24 protein-coding genes are annotated in these 22,053 nt (G+C 64.8%); 19 read left to right on the top strand and 5 right to left on the bottom strand.

Features of this window, described 5'->3' with window-relative positions; translation table 11 throughout:
- Positions 1-7: 7 nt before the first annotated feature.
- The 18 genes from fabD (at position 8) to nagZ (ending at position 16,391) form a co-directional block, all read left to right on the top strand.
- Complete coding sequence (gene fabD / locus V9L20_RS03955; RefSeq protein WP_337295561.1) at positions 8-961, top strand: ACP S-malonyltransferase; 954 nt, start codon at positions 8-10, stop codon at positions 959-961.
- A 27-nt stretch (positions 962-988) separates the two neighbouring features.
- Positions 989-1,732: a 3-oxoacyl-ACP reductase FabG gene (gene fabG / locus V9L20_RS03950; protein WP_258504739.1), complete on the top strand. Its 744-nt coding sequence runs from the start codon at positions 989-991 to the stop codon at positions 1,730-1,732.
- Positions 1,733-1,835: 103 nt separating this feature from the next.
- Complete coding sequence (gene acpP / locus V9L20_RS03945; protein WP_007830471.1) at positions 1,836-2,075, top strand: acyl carrier protein; 240 nt, start codon at positions 1,836-1,838, stop codon at positions 2,073-2,075.
- A 96-nt stretch (positions 2,076-2,171) separates the two neighbouring features.
- Positions 2,172-3,416 carry a beta-ketoacyl-ACP synthase II gene (fabF, locus tag V9L20_RS03940; RefSeq protein ID WP_337295560.1) on the top strand — a complete coding sequence of 415 codons (1,245 nt, stop codon included), beginning with the start codon at positions 2,172-2,174 and terminating at the stop codon, positions 3,414-3,416.
- A 13-nt stretch (positions 3,417-3,429) separates the two neighbouring features.
- Positions 3,430-3,912 carry a hypothetical protein gene (locus V9L20_RS03935; protein WP_337295559.1) on the top strand — a complete coding sequence of 161 codons (483 nt, stop codon included), beginning with the start codon at positions 3,430-3,432 and terminating at the stop codon, positions 3,910-3,912.
- 9 nt (positions 3,913-3,921) lie between these two features.
- On the top strand, positions 3,922-4,596 hold the full coding sequence (gene rpoE, locus V9L20_RS03930; protein ID WP_258504745.1) for an RNA polymerase sigma factor RpoE: 675 nt from the start codon (positions 3,922-3,924) through the stop codon (positions 4,594-4,596).
- A gap of 17 nt (positions 4,597-4,613) precedes the next feature.
- Positions 4,614-5,279 (top strand): sigma-E factor negative regulatory protein, encoded by a 666-nt coding sequence (locus tag V9L20_RS03925; protein ID WP_258504746.1) that lies wholly within the window; start codon positions 4,614-4,616, stop codon positions 5,277-5,279.
- 20 nt (positions 5,280-5,299) lie between these two features.
- Entirely contained in the window at positions 5,300-6,367 is a 1,068-nt protein-coding gene (locus V9L20_RS03920; RefSeq protein ID WP_337295558.1) for a MucB/RseB C-terminal domain-containing protein, read from the top strand.
- 93 nt (positions 6,368-6,460) lie between these two features.
- Positions 6,461-7,960, top strand: a complete 1,500-nt coding sequence (locus V9L20_RS03915; protein ID WP_258504749.1) for a DegQ family serine endoprotease — start codon at positions 6,461-6,463, stop codon at positions 7,958-7,960.
- A gap of 521 nt (positions 7,961-8,481) precedes the next feature.
- On the top strand, positions 8,482-10,293 hold the full coding sequence (gene lepA, locus V9L20_RS03910; RefSeq protein WP_258504750.1) for a translation elongation factor 4: 1,812 nt from the start codon (positions 8,482-8,484) through the stop codon (positions 10,291-10,293).
- A 10-nt stretch (positions 10,294-10,303) separates the two neighbouring features.
- Positions 10,304-11,269: a signal peptidase I gene (gene lepB, locus V9L20_RS03905; RefSeq protein ID WP_157612811.1), complete on the top strand. Its 966-nt coding sequence runs from the start codon at positions 10,304-10,306 to the stop codon at positions 11,267-11,269.
- 31 nt (positions 11,270-11,300) lie between these two features.
- The gene (locus V9L20_RS03900; RefSeq protein ID WP_126745756.1) at positions 11,301-11,669 is read left to right on the top strand and encodes a DUF4845 domain-containing protein; all 369 of its coding nucleotides are present in this window, start codon (positions 11,301-11,303) and stop codon (positions 11,667-11,669) included.
- A 17-nt stretch (positions 11,670-11,686) separates the two neighbouring features.
- Positions 11,687-12,373 carry a ribonuclease III gene (gene rnc / locus V9L20_RS03895; protein ID WP_126745757.1) on the top strand — a complete coding sequence of 229 codons (687 nt, stop codon included), beginning with the start codon at positions 11,687-11,689 and terminating at the stop codon, positions 12,371-12,373.
- Positions 12,374-12,380: 7 nt separating this feature from the next.
- Positions 12,381-13,349 (top strand): GTPase Era, encoded by a 969-nt coding sequence (era, locus tag V9L20_RS03890; RefSeq protein WP_337295557.1) that lies wholly within the window; start codon positions 12,381-12,383, stop codon positions 13,347-13,349.
- A gap of 1 nt (position 13,350) precedes the next feature.
- Entirely contained in the window at positions 13,351-14,124 is a 774-nt protein-coding gene (recO, locus tag V9L20_RS03885; RefSeq protein WP_337295556.1) for a DNA repair protein RecO, read from the top strand.
- Complete coding sequence (locus tag V9L20_RS03880; protein ID WP_337295555.1) at positions 14,121-14,885, top strand: pyridoxine 5'-phosphate synthase; 765 nt, start codon at positions 14,121-14,123, stop codon at positions 14,883-14,885. Before recO ends, V9L20_RS03880 begins: the two co-directional genes overlap by 4 nt.
- Before the next feature lie 13 nt (positions 14,886-14,898).
- Positions 14,899-15,300, top strand: a complete 402-nt coding sequence (acpS, locus tag V9L20_RS03875; protein WP_126745761.1) for a holo-ACP synthase — start codon at positions 14,899-14,901, stop codon at positions 15,298-15,300.
- A complete protein-coding gene (gene nagZ / locus V9L20_RS03870; protein ID WP_337295554.1) occupies positions 15,297-16,391 on the top strand; it encodes a beta-N-acetylhexosaminidase in 1,095 nt (364 codons plus the stop codon). Before acpS ends, nagZ begins: the two co-directional genes overlap by 4 nt.
- 7 nt (positions 16,392-16,398) lie before the next feature.
- Here nagZ and V9L20_RS03865 read toward each other — a convergent pair whose 3' ends face one another.
- The 4 genes from V9L20_RS03865 to V9L20_RS03850 form a co-directional block, all read right to left on the bottom strand.
- Complete coding sequence (locus V9L20_RS03865; protein WP_337295553.1) at positions 16,399-16,938, bottom strand: M48 metallopeptidase family protein; 540 nt, start codon at positions 16,936-16,938, stop codon at positions 16,399-16,401.
- Positions 16,935-18,197, bottom strand: a complete 1,263-nt coding sequence (locus V9L20_RS03860; protein WP_337295552.1) for an Hsp70 family protein — start codon at positions 18,195-18,197, stop codon at positions 16,935-16,937. The genes V9L20_RS03865 and V9L20_RS03860 overlap by 4 nt, the downstream gene beginning before the upstream one ends.
- Positions 18,198-18,199: 2 nt before the next feature.
- Positions 18,200-19,762, bottom strand: a complete 1,563-nt coding sequence (gene lysS, locus V9L20_RS03855; RefSeq protein ID WP_337295551.1) for a lysine--tRNA ligase — start codon at positions 19,760-19,762, stop codon at positions 18,200-18,202.
- A 123-nt stretch (positions 19,763-19,885) separates the two neighbouring features.
- Positions 19,886-20,533 (bottom strand): LON peptidase substrate-binding domain-containing protein, encoded by a 648-nt coding sequence (locus tag V9L20_RS03850; RefSeq protein ID WP_337295550.1) that lies wholly within the window; start codon positions 20,531-20,533, stop codon positions 19,886-19,888.
- Positions 20,534-20,582: 49 nt separating this feature from the next.
- On the opposite strand from V9L20_RS03850, the gene V9L20_RS03845 reads away from it, so the two are divergent.
- On the top strand, positions 20,583-21,140 hold the full coding sequence (locus tag V9L20_RS03845; protein WP_126745766.1) for a YggT family protein: 558 nt from the start codon (positions 20,583-20,585) through the stop codon (positions 21,138-21,140).
- A 22-nt stretch (positions 21,141-21,162) separates the two neighbouring features.
- Here V9L20_RS03845 and accD read toward each other — a convergent pair whose 3' ends face one another.
- A complete protein-coding gene (accD, locus tag V9L20_RS03840; RefSeq protein ID WP_126745767.1) occupies positions 21,163-22,035 on the bottom strand; it encodes an acetyl-CoA carboxylase, carboxyltransferase subunit beta in 873 nt (290 codons plus the stop codon).
- Positions 22,036-22,053 lie beyond the last annotated feature (18 nt).

The raw sequence follows: 22,053 nt of genomic DNA, 5'->3' as shown, positions 1-22,053 counted from the left end.
TAAAACAATGAAATCCTTCGCTTTTGTCTTTCCGGGTCAGGGCTCGCAGGCGGTCGGCATGCTCGACGCCTGGGGCGACCACCCGGCCGTTGTCGAAACCTTGCGCGAGGCCTCCGAGGCGCTGGGCGAAGACATTGCCACGCTGATCAAGAACGGCCCCAAGGAAGAACTGGCGCTCACCACCAACACCCAGCCTGTCATGCTGGTGGCCGGCGTGGCGGCTTGGCGCACCTGGCTGGCCGAAGGCGGCGCAGCCCCTTCCGTCGTGGCGGGACATTCTCTGGGCGAATACTCCGCGCTGGTGGCGTCCGGCGTGCTCACGCTGGCGCAAGCCGCGCCGCTGGTGCGGTTTCGTGCGCGGGCCATGCAGCAGGCGGTGCCTGTGGGCACCGGCGCCATGGCCGCCGTTCTGGGCATGGAAGCTGGCAAGGTCGTGGCGGGCTGCGCGGAAGCCACCGCATCTTTCGGTGCAGGCAGCGGCGAGATCGTCGAAGCCGTGAATTTCAACGATCCGATGCAAACCGTGATCGCAGGCAGCAAGGCGGCTGTCGACAAGGCCTGCGAGCTGCTCAAGGCCAATGGCGCCAAGCGCGCGTTGCTGTTGCCCGTCTCGGCGCCGTTCCATTCGAGCCTGATGAAGCCCGCGGCCGAAGCGCTGCGCGAAAAGCTCAGCACCATCACCCTCGCCGCGCCGCAGATTCCGGTACTCAACAATATCGATGTGGCCGTGGAAACCGATCCGGCCCGCATCCGCGAAGCCCTGGTGCGCCAGGCCGCCGGCCCGGTTCGCTGGGTTGAAAGCGTGCAGGCCTTGAAACTGCGCGGTGTAGCCGCCATCATCGAGTGCGGGCCCGGCAAGGTGCTGGCCGGAATGGTCAAGCGCATCGCCCCCGAGCTCGAAGCCGCGTCGGTGTACGACCCGGCAACGCTCGCGGACACCCGACAACTGCTCGCCGCCTGAACGGCGAAAGGCCCGGACACTTCTTTTATGAGCATTCCCAAATTCGAAGGGCAAGTCGCCCTGGTCACCGGCGCATCGCGCGGCATTGGCGCAGCGATTGCACTCGAGCTCGCCCAGCGTGGCCTCAAGGTGGTCGGCACCGGCACCACCGAAGAAGGCGCGGCCAAGATCACCTCGGCGCTCAGCGCCTTCGGCGGCCGCGGCCGCGCACTTGACGTGAACGACGGTGCCGCCGTCGAGGCCCTGATCGACGAGATCGTGAAGGCCTATGGCGCCATCCACGTGCTGGTCAACAACGCCGGCATCACGCGCGACACGCTCGCCATGCGCATGAAGGACGACGACTGGGACGCGGTGCTGGCCACCAATCTCAAGGCTGTGTTCGGCCTTTCGCGTGCCGTGATTCGCCCGATGATGAAGCAACGGTATGGCCGCATCATCAGCATCACCAGCGTGGTAGGCGCCTCCGGCAATGCCGGCCAGGCCAACTACGCCGCCGCCAAGGCCGGTGTGGCGGGCATGACCCGCGCGCTGGCACGTGAACTCGGCAGCCGCAACATCACGGTCAATTGCGTCGCGCCGGGTTTCATCGAAACCGACATGACCGCCAGCCTGCCTGAGGCACAGCAACAGGCGCTGCTCCAGCAGATTCCGCTGGGCCACCTGGGCAAGCCGGCCGACATCGCGCATGCGGTCGCGTATCTCGCATCTCCGCAGGCTTCCTATGTGACGGGGCAGGAACTGCACGTCAACGGCGGCATGCACATGTAATTGGCCGCAAGGCGCAATCTTTCCCCGTCCCGGGTGCACGGCAAATGCCACAATGCGCCCGGCTAAAATCCACCGATTACCTACAACCCTCAGAGGGAACCAAATGAGCGATATCGAAGCACGTGTCAAGAAAATCATCGCCGAGCAACTCGGCGTGGAAGAGTCCCAAGTAACGAACGAAAAGGCCTTCGTGGCCGACCTCGGCGCGGACTCGCTCGACACGGTCGAACTGGTGATGGCACTCGAAGACGAATTCGGCATTGAAATTCCGGATGAAGACGCCGAGAAGATCACCACGGTGCAAAACGCCGTCGACTACGCCACCAAGAATCAAAAGGCCTGATCGGGCCGGCTGCAACTGCGACGGCCGGCGGCGCTTCTTTCAAGCACCGTACGCGCCGCCAGCAGCTGTTCAGCGCTTCCAGAAAGGTTTGCCGGCATGACCAAACGCCGCGTCGTCGTGACCGGACTCGGTTGCATCGCTCCTGTCGGAAACACCGCAACCGAGTCCTGGGCCAACCTGTTGGCCGGGAAGTCGGGCATTGCGAACATCACCGCATTCGATGCAAGCGCCTTCGCCTGCAAGTTCGCAGGTGAGGTGAAGGGTTTCGACATCACCCAATACATCTCGGAGAAAGAAGCGCGCCACATGGACCGCTTCATTCATCTGGGGCTTGCCGCCGCCATCCAGGCGGTGCAGGACAGCGGACTGCCGACCGGCGAAGCGCTGTCGTACGAAGAAGCCGTGCGCATCGGCTGCAACATCGGCTCCGGCATCGGTGGCCTGCCGATGATCGAAGAGACGCATGGCGAATACGCCAGCCGCGGCCCGCGCCGCATTTCGCCGTTCTTCGTGCCGGCTTCGATCATCAACATGATCTCGGGCCACGTGTCGATCAAGTACGGCTTCAAGGGCCCGAACATTGCCGTGGTCACCGCCTGCACCACCGGCCTGCACGCCATCGGCACCTCGGCGCGCATGATCGAATACGGCGATGCCGACGTCATGATCGCGGGCGGCGCCGAGTCGACCATTTCTCCGCTCGGCATCGGCGGCTTTACCGCGCCGCGTGCACTGAGCACGCGCAACGACGATCCCGCCACGGCTTCGCGTCCGTGGGACAAGGACCGCGACGGTTTCGTGCTGGGCGAGGGCGCCGGCGTGCTGGTGCTCGAAGAGTACGAACACGCCAAGGCGCGCGGCGCCAAGATCTACGCGGAAGTGGCGGGCTTCGGCCTGACCGGCGACGCGTACCACATGACGGCGCCCGACGTCGACGGCCCGAGCCGCTCGATGGCCATGGCGCTCGCCAATGCGGGCGTGAATGCGGACCAGGTGCAGTACCTGAATGCCCATGGCACTTCCACGCAGATCGGCGACCTCAACGAGACCAATGCGGTCAAGAGGACTTTCGGCGATCACGCGAAGAAGCTGGTCGTGAACTCGACCAAGTCGATGACCGGCCACTTGCTGGGCGGTGCCGGCGGCATCGAGTCGGTGTTCACGGTGCTCGCACTGCATCACCAGAAGAGCCCGCCGACCATCAACATCTTCAACCAGGATCCGGAGTGCGACCTCGACTACTGCGCCAATACGGCGCGCGATCTCAAGATCGATGTCGCGGTCAAGAACAACTTCGGCTTCGGCGGCACCAACGGCACGCTGGTGTTCAAGCGCGCTTGAGCCTTGCTCTTTCATGCATAGCGCACCGTCGGTGACCTATCCGGTGGGGCGCTCGCGCGGCGCAACCCGGATACTGATTGCCACCTGGGCCCTGGGCGCCTGCTGCGCAGGCCTCTCCTGCTATCTCTTCGATAGTGCGGGCTGGCGCCAGCTGCTCCTGGTTCTGAGTGTTCTGTTCGCCGGCATCGCGGCCGCGCTCGGCCTGCGAAGCGACGGCGCTGGCGTGTTGCACTTCGACGGGCTCCATTGGACCCTGACGGGTACCGACCGGGGCCGCGCCGTTCATGCCGCGCAGGCTTCCGTGGCGCTCGATCTTCAATCGCTGCTGCTGGTCCGGCTGACCGAGCCAGGCCGCGCCGCACGTTGGATATGGATTGAACAGCGCTCCCAGCCTGAGCGCTGGCGCGATTTGCGCCGTGCGGTATATTCGCGCCCCCCGTCCGCCTCGCCTGCCGCAGAGCCTTGGCGGGCGACCGTGCCGGCCGACGCGCCCTGAATCTCCCCGATGACCACTTCTCCGCCGCCAGTGCCACCGGACTCCGGCTTGACCGATGTGTCCGTCGAGGCGCCGCGCCCGGGTGAGGTCGATCTCCAGCTCGTCCAGCGCACTGTGGCGGGCGACCAGAAGGCGTTCGAGCTGCTGGTCATCAAATACCAGCGCCGGATCGAGCGCCTGATCGGGCGCATGGTGCGCGATGTCGACCTGGTCGAGGACATCGCGCAGGAAACCTTTATCCGGGCCTACCGGGCGCTTCACCAGTTCCGTGGCGACGCCCAGTTCTACACCTGGCTTTACCGGATTGCGGTCAACACCGCCAAGAAGGCGCTGGTCGACATGAAGCGCGACCCCACCATCTCCGAAAGCGCCTTGCGGCCGTCTTCTGACGAAGACGATGAAACTTACCGCCCCGGAAACGAACCAATCAGCGACGAAACCCCCGAATCGGTGCTGGCGGCAAACGAAATCGCCAGCGTGGTCGAAGCGGCCATGGAAGCGCTGCCTGCCGAGCTGCGGCAGGCTGTCACCCTTCGCGAGATCGAGGGCATGAGTTACGAAGAGATTGCCGAGGTCATGGATTGCCCTATCGGCACGGTGCGTTCGCGTATTTTCCGGGCGCGCGAGGCCATTTCGGCCAGGGTCAAACCGCTGCTGGACAACCAGTCGGGCAAGCGTTGGTAGGTAAGCAGGTGAATGAAATGAATCAGACGATGACGGCTCGTGAACAGGTGTCCGCACTGGCGGACGGTCATTTGCAGGGCGACGACTTCGCGCGGGCCATCGAAGCCGTCTGCGCCGAAGACGATGCGCGCGCTGCCTGGCGCTCCTATCACCTCGTGGGCGATGTTCTGCGCTCGGGTGCCCATGCGCCTTGCAGCGACAGCAACGCGTTCCTGACCCGGTTCCAGCAGCGCCTTGCGGCTGAGCCCGTGGTTGCAACCCCGATCCTGGCGCCGGTAACGGCCACCAAGGTGGTCACGCTGCAGCGCAGGGCCGATGCCGCCAACGAGCCGGTGTTCCGCTGGAAGCTGGTGGCCGGCGCCGCGTCGCTGGTGGCCGTGGCCGCCATCAGCTGGACATTGGTGGGCAACGGAGCGGGTTTCCCGTCTTCCGGGGCGCAGATTGCGGCCCAGCAGCAACCGGCCGCCAATTCGGTACTCGCCGCTGCAGCGGTCAACAGCCAATCGCCTGCGGCCAATACCCTGACGCCGACCCGCGTGATGGTCGGTAACGGCAGCCCGCAGGTCATGCTGCGCGACCCGCGGCTCGACCAGTTGCTCGAAGCGCACCAGCAGGCCGGCGGCGCTTCGCAAATGCCTTCGGGCTTTTTGCGCAACGCGACCTTCGAGGGGCCCACGCGCTGATTGCGCGCCTGTCGCTCCCAATGACCGTTCAGATGCCGATCTCCGTACGCGCGTTCGCGCTGGTGTTCACTGCTTTCTGCCTTGCGCAGGTCGCGACCGCACAGACCCGTTCAGGTCCGGTGAATGCAAAGGGAGCGGCCTCGGCGCAAGCCGGTGACGCTCCGCCGGCCATGGGTGTGGTCGAGTGGCTTCAGCGTATGCACACGGGAGCCCGGCAACGCAATTACGTCGGCACTTTCGTGGTTTCGGCAGCGGGCGGCGATCTTTCGAGCGCGCGCATCTGGCATGTGCGCGACGGCGACCTGCAGATCGAACGCATCGAGGCGCTGTCGGGGCCGCCGCGCTCGACTTTCAGGCGCAATCACCACGTCATGACCTTCTTGCCCGAGGCAAAGGTCGTGAAGGTCGAAAAGCGCGAAAACCTCGACCTTTTTCCCAACCTGCCCGACAAGCCGGATTCGTCGATCGGCGACTTCTACGACGTCCGCGCCATCGGCAAGGACCGTGTGGCGGGCTTCGACGCCGACGTGGTGCAGCTGGTGCCGCATGACAACCTGCGCTTCGGCTACCGCATCTGGAGCGAGCGCCGCTCCGGTCTCGTCATCAAGCTGCAGACCGTGGACGGTGATTCCCGCGTCGTGGAGCAGTCGGCGTTCTCCGAACTGCAGCTCGATGCGCCGGTCAAGGCGCAGGCCCTCGCGCAGATGATGACCAATACAAGCGGTTACCGCATCGAGAAGCTCGAGCTCGAGCGCACCAGCGCGCAAGACGAGGGCTGGGTTCTCAAGGCGCCGGTGGCCGGCTTCAAGCCCGGCAGCTTCTACCGGCGCCCGGCGGCCGGCGACAAGACGGGGCAGGACCGCACCGTTCAGTGGACTTTCTCCGATGGCCTGGCTTCGGTGTCGCTTTTCATCGAGCGCTACGATGAAAAGCGTGCACCGCGCGACGGCGTGCTGACCATTGGCGCAACCAACGCGATTCGCCGGCGGTTGCCCGAGCCGGCAAGCGACTGGTGGCTCACCGCCGTGGGCGAGGTGCCGCAGCAGACGCTCAACGCGTTTGCCCAAAGCCTCGCGCGCACGCGTTGACCCGGCGCACATGCGCAGTTGGCGCTGAACCAAGTCCGCATCACAGACTCATAGCTCTTCTTTTGGTCGCTCTGTTCTTTTGAAAGAAAACCGATGATGTTCAAAGTCGAGGGACACAAGCTTCGTTCCTATCTCTTCGCATTCGGCCTGGCCTGTTCGGCCAGCGTGGGTTTCCTGCCGGTAACGTCGGCCATCGCCCAGACGCCCCAGACACCGCAAGCGCGCGGCTTGCCCGACTTCGCCGATCTGGTCGAGCAGGTCGGGCCTGCCGTGGTCGGGATCCGCACCGTCGAGAAGGTTTCCTCTCGCAGCGGTGGCGGTGGAGAAATGGACGAGGAAATGCAGGAGTTCTTCCGGCGCTTCTTCGGACAGCCGCTGCCCGGCAATCCGCGTCCGGGCCCGCGTCCCAACCGGCCGCAGCCCCAGGAAGAAGAGCGTCCGCGCGGCGTGGGCTCGGGCTTCATCCTGACTGCGGACGGCTATGTGATGACCAATGCCCACGTCATCGAGGATGCGTCGGAGATCCTGGTCACGCTCACCGACAAGCGCGAGTTCAAGGCCAAGCTGATCGGCGCCGACAAGCGCAGCGACGTCGCGGTGGTCAAGATCGAGGCCACGGGCTTGCCCGTGGTGAAGGTCGGCGACATCTCGAAGCTGCGCGTCGGCGAATGGGTGATGGCCATCGGCTCGCCCTTCGGCCTGGAGAACACCGTCACCGCCGGCATCGTGAGCGCAAAGCAGCGCGACACCGGCGACCTGGTGCCGCTGATCCAGACCGACGTTGCCATCAACCCGGGCAATTCGGGCGGCCCGCTCATCAACCTGCGCGGCGAGGTGGTCGGCATCAACAGCCAGATCTACTCGCGCTCCGGCGGCTACATGGGCATTTCGTTCTCGATCCCGATCGACGAGGCGATCCGCGTCAGCGACCAGTTGCGCACCACCGGCCGCGTCTCGCGCGGCCTGATCGGCGTGACCATCGGTTCTGTCTCGAAGGACGTGGCCGAGTCCCTTGGCCTCGGCAAGGCGCGCGGCGCCGTGGTGAGCAGCGTGGTGCCGGGCTCGGCGGCCGACAAGGCCGGTGTGCGCGAAGGCGACATCATCACCAAGTACGGCGAGAAGGTCATCGAAACGCCGAGCGATCTCTCGCGCTCGGTGGCCAGCACCAAGCCGGGCGTGAAGAGCACGCTGACCGTATTCCGCAACGGCAGCTCGCGTGAACTTTCGATCACCGTGGCGGAAGGCGACCCCGAGACCAAGCCAACGAGCAAGCGCCAGTCGGACCGCGAGGAGCCGCAGGCCAAGCCGTCGTCCACCGCCGGAAAGTCGATCGGCCTCGTGGTCAGCGACCTGACGGACGCGCAGAAGAAGGAGCTCAAGGCGCGCGGCGTGCGTATCGACGCGGCGACCGATGCCGCCGCGCGGGCCGGTCTTCGCGAGGGCGACGTGATTCTTTCGGTGGGCAATATCGAAGTGACGAGCGTCAAGGAATTCGAATCCGCCTTGGCCAAGGCCGACAAGAACAAGCCGCTCAGCGTGCTGTTCCGGCGAGGCGAGTGGGCGCAATATGCCCTGATCCGACCCGCACGCTGAACTGGCGCTGCCGTCAAGTGGCCCCACCCGACAGTCGGGTTTGGGGCCTTTTTTTGAGGTGTTTGCGACGCTCGACAGCCCGGTCCAAAAAAATTTTTGGGCCGCGAAGAGTCGTTATTTTGTTTGTGTTCACTAACTTATCGATGGGCTTAGGACGGTTTTCGGTAGAATAGGAGCCCTTGGGCGGTGGGTCCATGCATAAGGAAGGTGAATTCCTTCACGATGCGAGATGTCAGACAGCAGTCCACCGCTGCTCCACAGATCGCCCACAAGTTGTTCATCGAGTGCTCCACCGATCCTGTGGATAAGTTGTTTATATCTTTCATGTTGTGGACCCGCAACGACCCGTTTTGACCCTGTCCCCGGATGTACGTGCCTCCCTTTTTGCCTACAATGAAGTTCCAACTACTGCAGTTGCCATTGCTTGTTGGTTCAGGGCGCGTCTCCAGAAGACGCGCCCTTTTTTCTTGCCTGTCGCACTCTGCGCACGAGCCAATTCAAGTACTTAAGCGTTCCCGTTGATGAATCACATCAGAAATTTTTCGATCATTGCGCACATCGATCACGGCAAGTCGACGCTCGCCGATCGCTTGATCCAGCGTTGCGGCGGTCTCGCGGAACGCGATATGGAAGCGCAGGTGCTCGACTCGATGGACATCGAAAAAGAGCGTGGGATAACCATCAAGGCGCAGACCGCTGCGCTGCATTACAAGGCGCTCGACGGACAGGTCTACAACCTCAATCTGATCGACACGCCGGGCCACGTCGACTTCTCTTATGAAGTGAGCCGCTCGTTGTCGGCGTGCGAAGGTGCGCTGCTTGTCGTCGATGCATCGCAAGGTGTCGAAGCGCAGACAGTGGCCAACTGCTACACCGCGCTCGACCTCGGTGTGGAAGTGGTGCCGGTGCTCAACAAGATGGACTTGCCGAACGCGGACCCCGACAACGCGCGCAAGGAAGTCGAAGACGTGATCGGCATCGACGCGACCGATGCGATTCCGTGTTCCGCCAAGACAGGTCTCGGCATCGAGGAGATCCTCGAAGCCATCGTGCACAAGATGCCGCCGCCGCGCGGCAACCCCGACGGCCCGCTGCGCGCGATGATCGTCGATAGCTGGTTCGATCCCTACGTGGGCGTGGTCATGCTGGTGCGCGTGGTGGACGGCCGGCTGGTGAAGGGCGAGCGCATCAAGATGATGGCGTCCGGCGCGATGTACAACGCCGACAACATCGGCGTGTTCACGCCGGCCAACGAACCGCGCGCGTCGCTCGAAGCGGGCGAGGTGGGCTACATCATCGCGGGCATCAAGGAGCTGCAGGCCGCCAAGGTCGGCGACACCGTGACGCTCATCAAGCCGGGCACGGGCGGCGCGGCCGCCACCGCCACCGAGGCGCTGCCGGGCTTCAAGGAAATCCAGCCGCAGGTGTTTGCCGGCCTCTACCCGACCGAAGCCAGCGAGTACGACTCGCTGCGCGACGCGCTCGAAAAACTCAAGCTCAACGACTCGTCGCTGCGCTACGAGCCCGAGGTGAGCCAGGCGCTGGGCTTCGGCTTCCGCTGCGGCTTCCTGGGCCTGCTGCACATGGAGATCGTGCAGGAGCGCCTCGAGCGCGAGTTCGACCAGGACCTGATCACCACCGCGCCGAGCGTGGTGTACCAGGTGGTGCGCAACGACGGCGAAGTCATCATGGTCGAGAACCCGTCCAAGATGCCCGACGTCGGCAAGATGAGCGAGATTCGCGAGCCGATCGTCACCGTGCACCTCTACATGCCGCAGGAATACGTGGGCGCGGTGATGACGCTGGCCAACCAGAAGCGCGGCGTGCAGATGAACATGGCCTACCACGGCCGCCAGGTCATGCTGACCTACGAAATGCCGCTCGGCGAAATCGTGCTCGACTTCTTCGACAAGCTGAAGTCGGTGAGCCGCGGCTACGCCTCCATGGACTACGAGTTCAAGGAGTACCGCGCGTCCGACGTGGTCAAGGTCGACATCCTGCTGAACGGCGAGAAGGTCGACGCGCTGTCCATCATCGTGCACCGCACCCAGTCGCAGTACCGCGGCCGGGCGGTGGTGTCGAAGATGCGCGAGATCATTTCGCGCCAGATGTTCGACGTTGCCATCCAGGCGGCCATCGGGGTGAACATCATTGCGCGTGAGACAATCAAGGCGCTGCGCAAGAACGTTCTTGCCAAGTGCTACGGCGGCGACATCACCCGCAAGAAGAAGCTGCTCGAGAAGCAGAAAGCGGGCAAGAAAAGAATGAAGCAGATCGGCTCCGTCGAGGTCCCGCAAGAGGCCTTCCTCGCGATTCTGCAAGTCGAAGACTGATTCTCAAAAAATGGCATTCATTACTACTCTGGTCCTCGCGGCCTTCACCGGCTACGTCGGTGCCTGGTACTTTGGTGCCATCGAAGGCAACTTCGCGCTGCTTCTGTTCTGCGCCACCGTGGTCACCGGGCTCTACTGGTTGGCTGAGCGCTTCTACTTCCTGCCGCGGCGCGAACGCGCCGCCGCCGCGCTCGAGGCTTCGCTGAGCGAACGCAACGCCCGCCTGGCCGGCCAGGGCATCACGCAGGTCGACACGGTCGACGCCAAGGCGAGCGAGCGCCTGCTCATGCAGCCGTGGTGGCTCGACTGGACGGCCGGGCTGTTCCCGGTGATCCTGGTGGTGTTCCTGCTGCGCTCGTTCCTGTACGAGCCCTTCAAGATCCCGTCGGGTTCGATGATGCCGACGCTCCTCACCGGCGACCTGATCCTGGTCAACAAGTTCACCTACGGCCTCCGGCTGCCGGTCATCAACACCAAGATCACCGACGGCACGCCGCTGGCGCGCGGCGACGTGGTGGTGTTCCGCTACCCGCCCAAGCCCAGCATGGACTACATCAAGCGCGTGGTCGGCATTCCGGGCGACGAGGTGGCCTACCTGAACAAGAAGCTCACGATCAACGGACAGCCGGTTTCCAAGAACCCGATGCCCGACTACCTCGACGGCGACTCGATGCGCCTGCTCAAGCAGTTCACCGAAGACCTCGGCGGCAAGCAGCACAGGCTCCTCAACGACGATGCCGGCCCGGCTTTCGTCCAGGGTGCCACCGACTTTCCCTACCGCGAAAACTGCCGCTATTCGGTCGAAGGCGTGGTGTGCAAGGTGCCCGCCGGCAATTACTTCATGATGGGCGACAACCGCGATAATTCGGCGGACTCCCGGTTCTGGGGTTTCGTGCCGGACAAGAACATCGTGGGCAGGGCGTTCTTTGTGTGGATGAACTTCGGCGATCTGGGTCGCATCGGTCCATTTCAATAAGTAATCAGCATTGTTCGAGGGGTAAGAGGGCATGAGAACAAATCGGTCCATCCGCAGCAGGGCCGCGCACCAGCGCGGCATCTCGTTCATCGGTCTGGTGTTTGTCGCCGTGGTGCTGGGTTGCCTGGGCGTGGTCATCGCGCAGGTCATTCCGACGCTGATCGAATACCAGGCCATCGACAAGGCCGCCAACAAGGCCAAGGAAGGCACCACCGTGCCCGAAGTGCGCGCCATCTTCGACCGGGCCCAAGCCATCGACGACTTCAAGTCCGTTTCGGGCAAGGACCTCGACATCAAGAAGGTCGGCGACAAGGTCGTCGTGTCGTATGCCTACGAGCGGGAAATTCCGCTGTTCGGCCCGGCCTACCTAGTGCTCAAGTACAAAGGCGAGACCCGCTGAACGCGGCGACACGCAAGGTGGACGGCGGCCTCGTAGCGCTGCAGGAGCGCCTCAAGCATTCGTTCTCCGACACGCGGCTGCTTCAGCTCGCGCTCACGCACCGCAGTTTTTCGGCTGACCACAACGAGCGCCTGGAGTTTCTCGGCGACTCGGTGCTCAACCTCGCGGTTTCGCACCTGCTCTACACCCGTTTATCGGCCCTGCCCGAAGGCGATCTGTCGCGCGTGCGGGCCAACCTGGTCAAGCAGGACACGCTGCACCGCCTGGCGCTCGAACTGCAGCTGTCGCCGCTGCTTCGGCTCGGGGAGGGCGAAGCGCGTTCCGGCGGGCCCAACCGGCCTTCGATCCTGGCCGATGCCCTTGAAGCGCTGATCGGCGCGGTCTATCTCGACGCGGGCTTTGCGGCCGCCGAGGCGCTGGTGCGCCGCCTCTATGAGTCCGTGGAGATCAATCCACGCATGGAAGCGGCCGCCAAGGACCCGAAGACCGAATTGCAGGAATGGCTCCAGGGCCACAAAATGAAGTTGCCGGTGTACCGCGTAGCGGCCACGCTCGGCGCCGCGCACAAACAGACTTTCGATGTCGAGTGCGAGGTGCCGGAGTTGGGCCTGCGCGAACGCGGCATCGGTGGCTCGCGCCGCGCCGGCGAGCAGGCTGCCGCGGCGGCCATGTTGATCCGGCTCAAGGCACGCGGGGCCGCGTGAAACCAGAATGAACGACGTTACAAATTCAGCAGCAGAAAACCCCGAAGACGCAGCGGGCGGTACGGGTACAACGGGGCCGCAGCACTGCGGCCTGGTGGCCATTGTCGGCAAGCCCAACGTGGGCAAGTCGACGCTGCTCAACGCGCTGGTGGGCCAGAAGATCAGTATTACCTCGCGCAAGGCGCAGACCACGCGGCACCGCATCACGGGCATGCGCACCATCGGTGCCACGCAGTTCGTGTTCGTCGATACGCCGGGTTTCCAGACCCTGCACGCCAATGCGCTGAACAAGTCGCTCAACAAGACGGTGCAGGGCGCGGTCGGCGATGTGGACCTGATTCTTTTCGTGGTCGAGGCGGGCAGCTTCACGCCGGCCGACGAGCGGGTGCTCAAGCTGCTCGGCAAGGGTATTCCGACCGTGCTGCTGGCCAACAAGCTCGACAACGTGCACCGCCGCGGCGATATCGCGCCCTGGCTGCAGACCATGCAGGCGAAGCACCCCTTCGCCGAGTTCGTGCCGATGTCGGCCAAGAACTCCAAGGACGTCGAACGGCTGTTCGGCATCTGCGAAAAATACCTGCCTGAACAGCCCTGGTTCTACGCAGAGGACGAGCTCACCGACCGCAGCGAGAAATTCCTTGCCGGCGAGCTGGTGCGCGAAAAACTGTTCCGGCTGACCGGCGACGAGTTGCCCTACACCTCGACCGTGATCATCGACAAGTTCGAGGAAGAGCCGCCGCAGAAAAAGGGCCAGAAGCGCCTGCTGCGCATTGCCGCCACCATCGTGGTCGAGCGCGACGGGCACAAGGCCATGGTGATCGGCGACAAGGGCGAGCGCATCAAGCGCATCGGCATGGAAACCCGGGTCGAGCTCGAGAAGCTGGCCGATGCCAAGGTTTTCCTCGAACTGTGGGTGAAGGTGCGCTCCGGCTGGGCCGACGACGAAGCCCGCGTGCGCTCGTTCGGTTACGAATGAAGTGGCAACTGCCCACCGCGTTTCGCATGAACCGGCGTATGTGCTCCATCGCTACGACTGGAGCGAGTCGAGCCTGATCCTCGAGGTCTTCACCCGCCACCACGGGCGCATCGCGCTCGTGGCCAAGGGGGCGAAGCGGCCGAGCTCCAACTTCAGGCCCGTGCTGCTGCCGCTGCAGCCGCTGCAGCTCAACTATGGCGGCGACGCCGAGATCCGCACGCTCAAGGGCGCCGAGTGGATGGGCGGCCACGTCATGCCGACAGGCGAGGCGCTGCTCTCGGGCTACTACGTCAACGAACTGCTGCTGCGCCTGCTGGCGCGGGACGATGCCCATGAGGCGCTGTTCGACGCCTACGCGGGCGTGGTGCAGGTGCTGGCGGGCGACCACGCCGGCGCGCAGGCCGCAACCCAGGCCGCGGCGCTGCGGGCTTTCGAGCTGCTGCTGCTGCGCGAAGTGGGCCTCTTGCCGTCGCTCGATGCGCAGACCCTCACGCTCGAACCGCTCGTGGCCGATGCACGCTACAGCTTGGTGCCGGAAGCCGGCTTGCGGCTGGCGGGCGAGGGCGAGGCGGCCTTGGCCGGTGCCGATTGGCAATCGCTGCAAGGCGTTCTCGACGACCGCGCCCCCTTCACCGCCACGCTGCGAGAGGTGGCCACCATGAACGCCGGCAGCAACAGTGCCCTCAGAAACCAGCTGCGCGCCTTGCTCAACTACCATTGCGGTGTGTCCACGCTGCGCACGCGGCAGATGATGAGAGATTTGCAAGCCCTATGAGCACTCCCGGCCATTCCGCTACCACCTCGCTGTCGGTCAACCTGAACAAGGTGGCCCTTGTGCGCAACACGCGCCACCTGGGCATTCCGAGCGTGCTGAAGGCTGCCAACGCCTGCCTTGCCGCCGGTGCACAGGGCATCACGGTGCATCCGCGGCCAGACGCGCGCCATATCCGCGCGCACGACGTGAGCGACCTCTCCGCGCTGCTTGCAAAGGACTGGCCGGGCATCGAGTTCAACATCGAGGGCAATCCGTTCCACAACCTGATGGACTTCGTGCGCGAGCTCAAGCCGCACCAAGCCACCTTTGTGCCCGACAGCGAATCGCAATCGACCAGCGACCATGGCTGGAGCTTTCCCGAAGACGCCGAGCGCCTGCGCCCGGTGATTGCCGAGGCCAAGGCCCTGGGCGTCCGCGTGAGCCTGTTCATGGACCCGATTCCCGAGATGATGGCTGCGGTGAAGGCCGTGGGTGCCGATCGTGTCGAGCTGTACACCGAGGGCTATGCCGCATCGCGCGGCACTTCGAACGAAGCAGCCGTGCTTGCGCGCTATGTCGAATCGGCGCGTGCGGCGCAGGCTGCGGGCCTTGGCGTCAACGCGGGCCATGACCTGAGCCGCGACAACCTCACGGCTTTCCTGCGTGCCGTGCGCGGCGTCCAGGAGGTCTCGATCGGCCACGCCTTCATCGCCGATGCGCTCGAATTGGGCTACGCGGCCACCACGCGGGAGTACCTGCGCTGCATCGACGAAGCCAAGTGAGCGCTCCAGCGGCATGATCTACGGCATTGGTACCGACATCTGCGACCTGCGTCGCATCGCCGCCACCTTCGAGCGGCAGGGCGAGCGCTTTGCCCACCGGGTGCTCAGCGATGCCGAGTTCGCAGTGTGGAAGGCCCGCAGCGAGCGCTGGCCCAAGCGCGGCCTGAGTTATCTGGCCACCCGCTTTTCCGCCAAGGAGGCCTTCAGCAAGGCCATCGGCCTGGGCATGCGCATGCCGATGACCTGGCGCCTGTGCGAGATTGCGAACCTGCGCAGCGGCAAGCCCGTCATCGTGCTGCATGGTGAGCTCAAGGAGTGGTTCGAGGCCAAGGGCCTCACGGCGCACGTGACGGTGACCGACGAAACCGAATATGCCGCGAGCTTCGTCGTGGTCGAATACAAGAACGAGGCATGACCCTGGCAACGACAACCCTTCACGCGCCGCTGATCATCGATGTGGCGGGCACGGAACTCAATGATGCGGATCGCCGCCGGGTAGCAAACCCCTTGGTCGGTGGCGTGATCCATTTCGCCCGCAACTGGCAGAGCCGTGCACAGATGACCGCGCTCAATGCAGAGTTGAAGGCCATTCGCCCCGATCTGCTGATTTGCGTCGATCACGAAGGCGGCCGCGTTCAGCGGTTTCGTACCGACGGCTTCACGCGCCTGCCCTCGATGCGCGCCCTGGGCGAGCTGTGGATGCGCGACGCGATGCGCGCCACGCAGGCCGCAACGGCAGCGGGCCAGGTGCTTGCGGGCGAGCTGCGCGCCTGCGGCGTCGACTTCAGCTTTGCGCCGGTGCTCGACCTCGACCACGGCGGCAGCAGCGTCATTGGCGACCGCAGCTTTCACCGCGACCCCCGGGTGGTGGCGCTGCTGGCAAAGAGCGTGATGCACGGCATGCTGCAGATGGGCATGCGCAACTGCGGCAAGCACTTTCCGGGACATGGCTTCGTCACGGCCGATTCGCACGTCGAGATTCCGGTCGACCGCCGCGGCCTGAAGGCGATCCTGGAAGACGATGCGCGGCCGTTCGACTGGCTGTCGGGAGCGCTCACAGCGGTGATGCCGGCGCACGTGATCTACCCGAAGGTGGACAAGCGGCCTGCCGGGTTCTCTTCGAAATGGCTGAAAGATGTGTTGCGCACCCGGCTCGCTTTCGACGGCGCGATCTTCAGCGATGACCTGAGCATGGAGGCCGGGCGCTACATCGACGGCCGGCTGCTGAGCTATGCCGATGCCGCGCTGGCGGCGCTCGATGCGGGCTGCGACCTGGCGATGCTGTGCAACCAGAGCATCGGCGAAGGACGGGCGCTCGATGAGCTGCTCGACGAGTTTGGCGACGCAGCCAAGACAGGGCGTTGGCAGCCCGAAGCCGCTAGCGAGGCGCGTCGGCGGGGGCTGCTTCCCGAAGCGCCGCACGCCGGCTGGAATGCGCTCGTCGGCTCGACGGGATACAGGCAGGCAAGGCAAGTACTGGCGAAGGCCGGCCTGGCCAGCGCCTGAGGCCTGGCTACGGGGCCTTGCCCTCGACCGGAGGCGGCGGCGAGTTCGTCCACAGGCGTTCGCCGCCCGAATCCAGGTGCGTCAGGTACAGCCGGACATCGAATTCCAGCCGGTGGTAGCTGGGCTCCATGTGTTCGCACAGCGCATAGAAGCTCTTGTCATGGTCGCGCTCCTTCATGTGCGCGAGCTCGTGGACCACGATCATGCGCAGCCACTCGAGCGGCACCTCCTTGAACAGGGTCGCCACGCGAATCTCGCGCTTGGTCTTGAGCTTGCTGCCCTGCACGCGTGAAACGGTGGTGTGCGTGCCGAGCGCATTGCGGATCACATGCAGCTTGCTGTCGAACGCCACCTTGGAGAGCGGCGGCGCCTTGCGCATGAAGTCGCTCTTGAGCTCGCTCACGTACTCATAAAGCGCGCGGTCCGTCTGCACCTCGTGCATGGGGCCGGGATAGCGGCTGCGCAGCAACGGCGCGAGCCCTTCGGTTTCGACCAGTTGCCGGACCTGGGCCAGCAGCGTGGGCGGATAGCCCGCGAGATACTTCATGCAGCCGATCCGGCGCAGGCGAGCCCGGTGGCCACGCCGCCGAACAGGTCGCCTTCGACGAGCGTCACGCCGGCAAAGCTCTTGCGCAAGGCCTGCTGGAATGGCCGCAGGGCCGAAGAGCCGCCGGTCAGGTAGATGGCGTCGAGATCGCCGCTGCGCAGCCCGGCGCGCTTGACGCAGGCGTGGGCGCAGGCAATCACGCTGTCGAGCAACGGCGAGAGCTGCTGAGTCATGTCGGCGGGCGAGAGCGTGGCGACCAGGCCTGGTTCGGCGCACGACAGATCGATGGCCGTGGGCACATCATTTACCGAGGTGTCGATCTTCGCCTGCTCCACTTCGCTGGCAATGCGGTGTCCGTGCCGTTCTTCGAGTACCGCCATCAGCCGGTCGTGCAGCCGCACATCGCTGTAGCTCGTGCGCAGGTCCTTCGCCTGCCGTACCGCCTTGGCGGCATACAGCCAGTTGATCAGGTGCCAGGACGAAAGCTCGAAGAACACCTTGCTCGGCACTTCGCGCCCCTGCGGGCCCGTGTGGCGAAAGCCGAATTCCGGCATGACGCGGTCGAGGTTCAGGCGCTGGTCGAAGTCGGTGCCGCCGATGTGCACGCCGCTGGTGGCCAGCACATCGTCGCTGCGGTCTTCACGCGCGGCGCGGTCGGGTCCGACGCGCACCACGGTGAAGTCGGAAGTGCCGCCGCCCACGTCGACGATCAGCACCAGCGACTCTTTCGTGATGCGCTGCTCGTAGTCGAAGGCCGCCGCAATCGGTTCGAGCTGAAAAGCGATGTCGCGAAACCCCGCCGCGCGCGCCGCGTGGCGCAGGCTTTCCTCCGCGCGCTCGTCGCGCTTCGAATCGTCGTCGACAAAATGAACCGGGCGGCCGATGACAACGCGCTCGGGCACCCCGCCCAGTTCACGGCCGGCCCGCGCGGCCAGCTCGCGCAAGAAGCGGGCGATGATGTCCTCGAAGCTCACGAGCCCGTCGTAGATGGCCGTTTTTTCCTGCATCAGCGCGCTGCCGAGCAGGCTCTTCAGCGAACGCATCAGGCGGCCTTCGACACCCGCGAGGTAGAGCGCAACCGCATCGCGGCCGAAGTGCGTGGTGCGGTCTTCGGCGTTGAAGAAGATTGCGGTGGGCAGCGTGGTGGCCGCACCTTCGATGGGCAGCAGGCGGGCCACGCCGTCGACCCGGCAGGCCACGGCGGAATTGGAGGTGCCGAAGTCGATGCCGATCGTCGGCAGCGACGACGGTAACTTCACGCTCAAGATTCCCTGCGCAGCGCCGGGAACAGGATCACGTCGCGGATGCTCGGCGAATCCGTCAGCAGCATCATCAGCCGGTCGATGCCGATGCCGCAGCCGCCGGTGGGCGGCATGCCGTATTCGAGCGCGCGCACAAAGTCGTGGTCGTAGTACATGGCTTCGTCGTCGCCGCTGTCCTTCGCGGCCACCTGCGCGTTGAAACGGGCGGCCTGGTCTTCGGCGTCGTTGAGCTCGCTGAAGCCGTTACCGAACTCGCGGCCCGTGATGTAGAGCTCGAAGCGCTCGGTAACCTCGGGCCGCTCGTCGTTGGCGCGCGCCAGCGGCGAGATCTCGGTGGGGTGCTCCATGATGAAGGTCGGCTGCCAGAGCTTCTCTTCCACCGTCTCTTCGAAGTACATCACCTGCAGGCTGGCCAAGCTGCGCTGCGAGAGCTTGTCCTTCTCTTCGCTCAGGCCGATCTTCCGCAGGGCGTTGATGAGCCAGGTGCTGTCATCGACGCCGGTACCGGCGTCCGTGTACTTGAGGATGGCTTCGCGGATCGTCAGGCGCTCGAAGGGCTGCGTCAGGTCGACCGGCTTGCCCTGGTAGGTGAGCTGCTGCGTGCCCACGGCCTTGTCGGCAATGGTGCGGATCAGCGTTTCGGTGAAGTCCATCAGGTCGCGGTAGTTCCAGTAGGCCGCGTAGAACTCCATCATGGTGAACTCGGGGTTGTGCCGCACCGAGATGCCTTCGTTGCGGTAGCTCCGGTTGATTTCGAACACGCGCTCGAAGCCGCCGACGATCAGGCGCTTGAGGTACAGCTCCGGCGCGATGCGCAGGAACATCTCCTGGTCGAGTGCGTTGTGGTGCGTCTTGAACGGCTTGGCATTGGCACCGCCCGGAATCGGATGCAGCATGGGCGTTTCGACTTCGAGGAAGTCGTTGGCCACCATGAACTCGCGCAGCGCGCTCACGGCCTTGCTGCGAGCGGTGAAGCGCACGCGCGCCGATTCGTCGGTGATCAGGTCGACGTAGCGCTGGCGGTACTTCTGCTCCTGGTCGGCCATGCCGTGGAACTTGTCGGGCAGCGGACGCAGGCTCTTGGTGAGCAGGCGCAGCTTGGTCACCTTGACCGAGAGCTCGCCGGTCTTGGTCTTCATCAGCGTGCCTTCGGCGCCGACGATGTCGCCCAGGTCCCAGCGCTTGAACTCGGCGTACGCCTCTTCGCCGACCGCGTCGCGCGTCACGTAGAGCTGGATGCGGCTCGTGGCGTCTTGCAGCGTCGCAAAGCTGGCCTTGCCCATCACGCGCTTGAGCATCATGCGGCCCGCCACGCTAACCGAGACGGCTTGCGCTTCGAGCGCTTCGGCTTCGGTGGCGCCGTGCGCCTCGCTCAGCGCAGCCGCACGATGGCCCGGCTTGAAGTCGTTCGGAAACGCGACGCCCTTGCCTTCGGCCTGTGCGGCGCGCATCAGCTTGAGCTTTTCGCGGCGTTCGGCGATGAGCTGGTTGTCGTCGACGGCGGGTGCGGAAGCCGGAGCCGCAGCGGGCGTGGGAATGGAAGGGATCAGGTGGTCGGACATGGAGAGCGGAGGAGGGCGCAACGGGAGCGTGCGCAACCCGCCATTTTAGCCGATAGGGTTCGAATGAAACCGGCCTCTAGTGCCCGCCAATCCTGTGCGATACGCTATGAAAAAAGTAGCGAACTATCCAGTGATGCCCGCGCGCGCGAGCAGATCGCTGACCAGTTCGAGCCGCATCAGCGGGCTCTCGAGCTCCATGAGCCGTTGCCGCAGTTCGAGTTGCATGGGCACCAGTTCGCACCAGCGGTTGGCAACCCAGCCGCAATCGTTGAACTGGTAGGGCTCGCCGATGGGCAGGCGCACTGTTTCCGCGCCCCGCGCGCGGCGGCGTTCTTCGAGCGTGTCGACCAGGCGCCGGAGTGCCGTGGCGGTGTGCTGGAGGTCGTCGGGAATTTCGATGGCGGTGTCTGCAATCACTGCTTCGACTTCGGCCACCCACAAGCCGTATTTCTGCAACTCGGTGCGGCGAACCCGGAACCGCTGCGTGCCGACGCATTCGATCTGGAGCAGGCCGCTTTGCGGCGAATCGAATTCGCGGATGACGGCCAGCGTGCCGATGGCCGCAAAGCTTTCCGCATCGGCACCGGCCTTGCGCACTTCGCTGCCGCTCGTGAGGCTGACCACGCCGAACGGTGCATCGGCCTTGCGGCACTTGCCCACCATGTCGAGATAACGTACCTCGAAAATACGCAGTGGAAGCACGCCGCCCGGGAACAGAACCGTACCGAGCGGGAACAATGGCAGTGAATGCAAAAGGGGCTGTGTCGTCATCGAAGAACCTTGCATGGCTATCATCGCATTCCGCTCACGACCCTGCCCCATGCTCTACCAGATCCCCTCGTTTCTTCTCGACGTGATCGTCGGCCTGCTCGGCGGCGCCTGCCTGCTGCGCCTTTACATGCAGTACCACCGGGTGCCTTTCGGCAATCCGCTCGGGCGCTTCGTGTTTGCGATTACCGACTGGATCGTGCTGCCGCTGCGCCGCATCGTGCCGTCGGTCAAGCGCTGGGACCTGGCGAGCGCCATCGCGGCGTGGCTGCTGGTGATCGTGAAGTTCCTGCTGCTGTGGCTGCTGATCGGCAACCTGGGACGTATCGCGGCCTTGCCGCTGGTGTCGCTGGTGGGGCTGATGCAGCTCGCGGTGTCGGGCCTTACCGCGCTGCTGGTGGTCTATGCCGTGCTGTCGTGGATACCGGGCGCGTCGCCGATGCTGCTCGACCTCATCTCGCGATTGGCCGAGCCGCTGGTGCGGCCCTTTCGGCGCTTCATTCCGCTGATTGGCGGCGTGGACCTGTCGCCCCTGGCCGCCATCGTGGTGCTGCAGGTGATTGCCATCGTGCTGGGCAACCTGCTGGTCTGGGCCTACCGGTTGGGTTGAGGCCCTTCCGGCAGGATTCTTGTCAGATGACTGCGTCGGCCGGCTGACGCAGCAGCATGGCCAGCGTGCTCGCAATGGTCTTGCGCAGCTCGCGGCGGTCGCTGATGAAGTCGATGGCGCCCTTGGTCTGCAGGAACTCCGCGCGCTGGAAGCCTTCAGGCAGCGTCACGCGCACGGTCGATTCGATCACGCGCGGGCCGGCAAAGCCGATGAGCGCCTTGGGCTCCGCAATGACCACGTCGCCCACGAAGGCGAAGCCGGCCGAAACGCCGCCCATGGTGGGGTCGGTCAGCACGCTGATGTAGGGCAGGCCCTTCTTCGCAAGACGCGTGAGCGCCGCGTTGGTCTTGGCCATTTGCATCAGCGACAACAGGCCTTCCTGCATGCGCGCACCGCCGGTTGCGGTGAAGCAGATGAACGGCACCTTCTGCTCGATGGCCGTTTCGACACCGCGCACGAAGCGCTCGCCGACCACACTGCCCATGCTGCCGCCCATGAATTCGAATTCGAAGCAGGCCACGACCACGCTGATGCTGTGGACCGAGCCGCCCATGACGACCAGCGCGTCAGTTTCGCCGGTGTTCTCGAGCGCTTCCTTGAGCCGCTCGGGGTACCGGCGGCTGTCCTTGAACTTCAGCGCGTCGACGGGGAGCACTTCCTGGCCGAGTTCATAGCGGCCTTCCGCGTCGAGGAAGGCGTCGAGCCGTGCGCGGGCGCCGATGCGGTGGTGATGGCTGCAGCTAGGGCAGACATTCTGGTTGTGCTCGAGATCGGTCTTGTAGAGAACCGTTTCGCAGGCGGGGCATTTGATCCACAGGCCCTCGGGCACCTGGCGGCGCTCCGACGGGTCGGTTTGTGCGATCTTGGCGGGTAGCAGTTTTTCAAGCCAGCTCATAGGACTCCGAATTAGCTC

Source organism: Variovorax sp. CCNWLW225, from assembly GCF_037204045.1.
GTDB lineage: Bacteria > Pseudomonadota > Gammaproteobacteria > Burkholderiales > Burkholderiaceae_C > Variovorax.
Note: the sequence above shows the minus strand (reverse complement) of the source record. Positions and strands in the feature narration are given on the sequence as shown.

Coding starts and splice junctions, on each gene's coding strand:
- fabD (WP_337295561.1), top strand. CDS start 8: ATGAAATCCTTCGCTTTTGTCTTTCCGGGTCAGGGCTCGCAGGCGGTC.
- fabG (WP_258504739.1), top strand. CDS start 989: ATGAGCATTCCCAAATTCGAAGGGCAAGTCGCCCTGGTCACCGGCGCA.
- acpP (WP_007830471.1), top strand. CDS start 1,836: ATGAGCGATATCGAAGCACGTGTCAAGAAAATCATCGCCGAGCAACTC.
- fabF (WP_337295560.1), top strand. CDS start 2,172: ATGACCAAACGCCGCGTCGTCGTGACCGGACTCGGTTGCATCGCTCCT.
- V9L20_RS03935 (WP_337295559.1), top strand. CDS start 3,430: ATGCATAGCGCACCGTCGGTGACCTATCCGGTGGGGCGCTCGCGCGGC.
- rpoE (WP_258504745.1), top strand. CDS start 3,922: ATGACCACTTCTCCGCCGCCAGTGCCACCGGACTCCGGCTTGACCGAT.
- V9L20_RS03925 (WP_258504746.1), top strand. CDS start 4,614: ATGAATCAGACGATGACGGCTCGTGAACAGGTGTCCGCACTGGCGGAC.
- V9L20_RS03920 (WP_337295558.1), top strand. CDS start 5,300: ATGACCGTTCAGATGCCGATCTCCGTACGCGCGTTCGCGCTGGTGTTC.
- V9L20_RS03915 (WP_258504749.1), top strand. CDS start 6,461: ATGATGTTCAAAGTCGAGGGACACAAGCTTCGTTCCTATCTCTTCGCA.
- lepA (WP_258504750.1), top strand. CDS start 8,482: ATGAATCACATCAGAAATTTTTCGATCATTGCGCACATCGATCACGGC.
- lepB (WP_157612811.1), top strand. CDS start 10,304: ATGGCATTCATTACTACTCTGGTCCTCGCGGCCTTCACCGGCTACGTC.
- V9L20_RS03900 (WP_126745756.1), top strand. CDS start 11,301: ATGAGAACAAATCGGTCCATCCGCAGCAGGGCCGCGCACCAGCGCGGC.
- era (WP_337295557.1), top strand. CDS start 12,381: ATGAACGACGTTACAAATTCAGCAGCAGAAAACCCCGAAGACGCAGCG.
- V9L20_RS03880 (WP_337295555.1), top strand. CDS start 14,121: ATGAGCACTCCCGGCCATTCCGCTACCACCTCGCTGTCGGTCAACCTG.
- acpS (WP_126745761.1), top strand. CDS start 14,899: ATGATCTACGGCATTGGTACCGACATCTGCGACCTGCGTCGCATCGCC.
- nagZ (WP_337295554.1), top strand. CDS start 15,297: ATGACCCTGGCAACGACAACCCTTCACGCGCCGCTGATCATCGATGTG.
- V9L20_RS03865 (WP_337295553.1), bottom strand. CDS start 16,938: ATGAAGTATCTCGCGGGCTATCCGCCCACGCTGCTGGCCCAGGTCCGG.
- lysS (WP_337295551.1), bottom strand. CDS start 19,762: ATGTCCGACCACCTGATCCCTTCCATTCCCACGCCCGCTGCGGCTCCG.
- V9L20_RS03850 (WP_337295550.1), bottom strand. CDS start 20,533: ATGACGACACAGCCCCTTTTGCATTCACTGCCATTGTTCCCGCTCGGT.
- V9L20_RS03845 (WP_126745766.1), top strand. CDS start 20,583: ATGCTCTACCAGATCCCCTCGTTTCTTCTCGACGTGATCGTCGGCCTG.
- accD (WP_126745767.1), bottom strand. CDS start 22,035: ATGAGCTGGCTTGAAAAACTGCTACCCGCCAAGATCGCACAAACCGAC.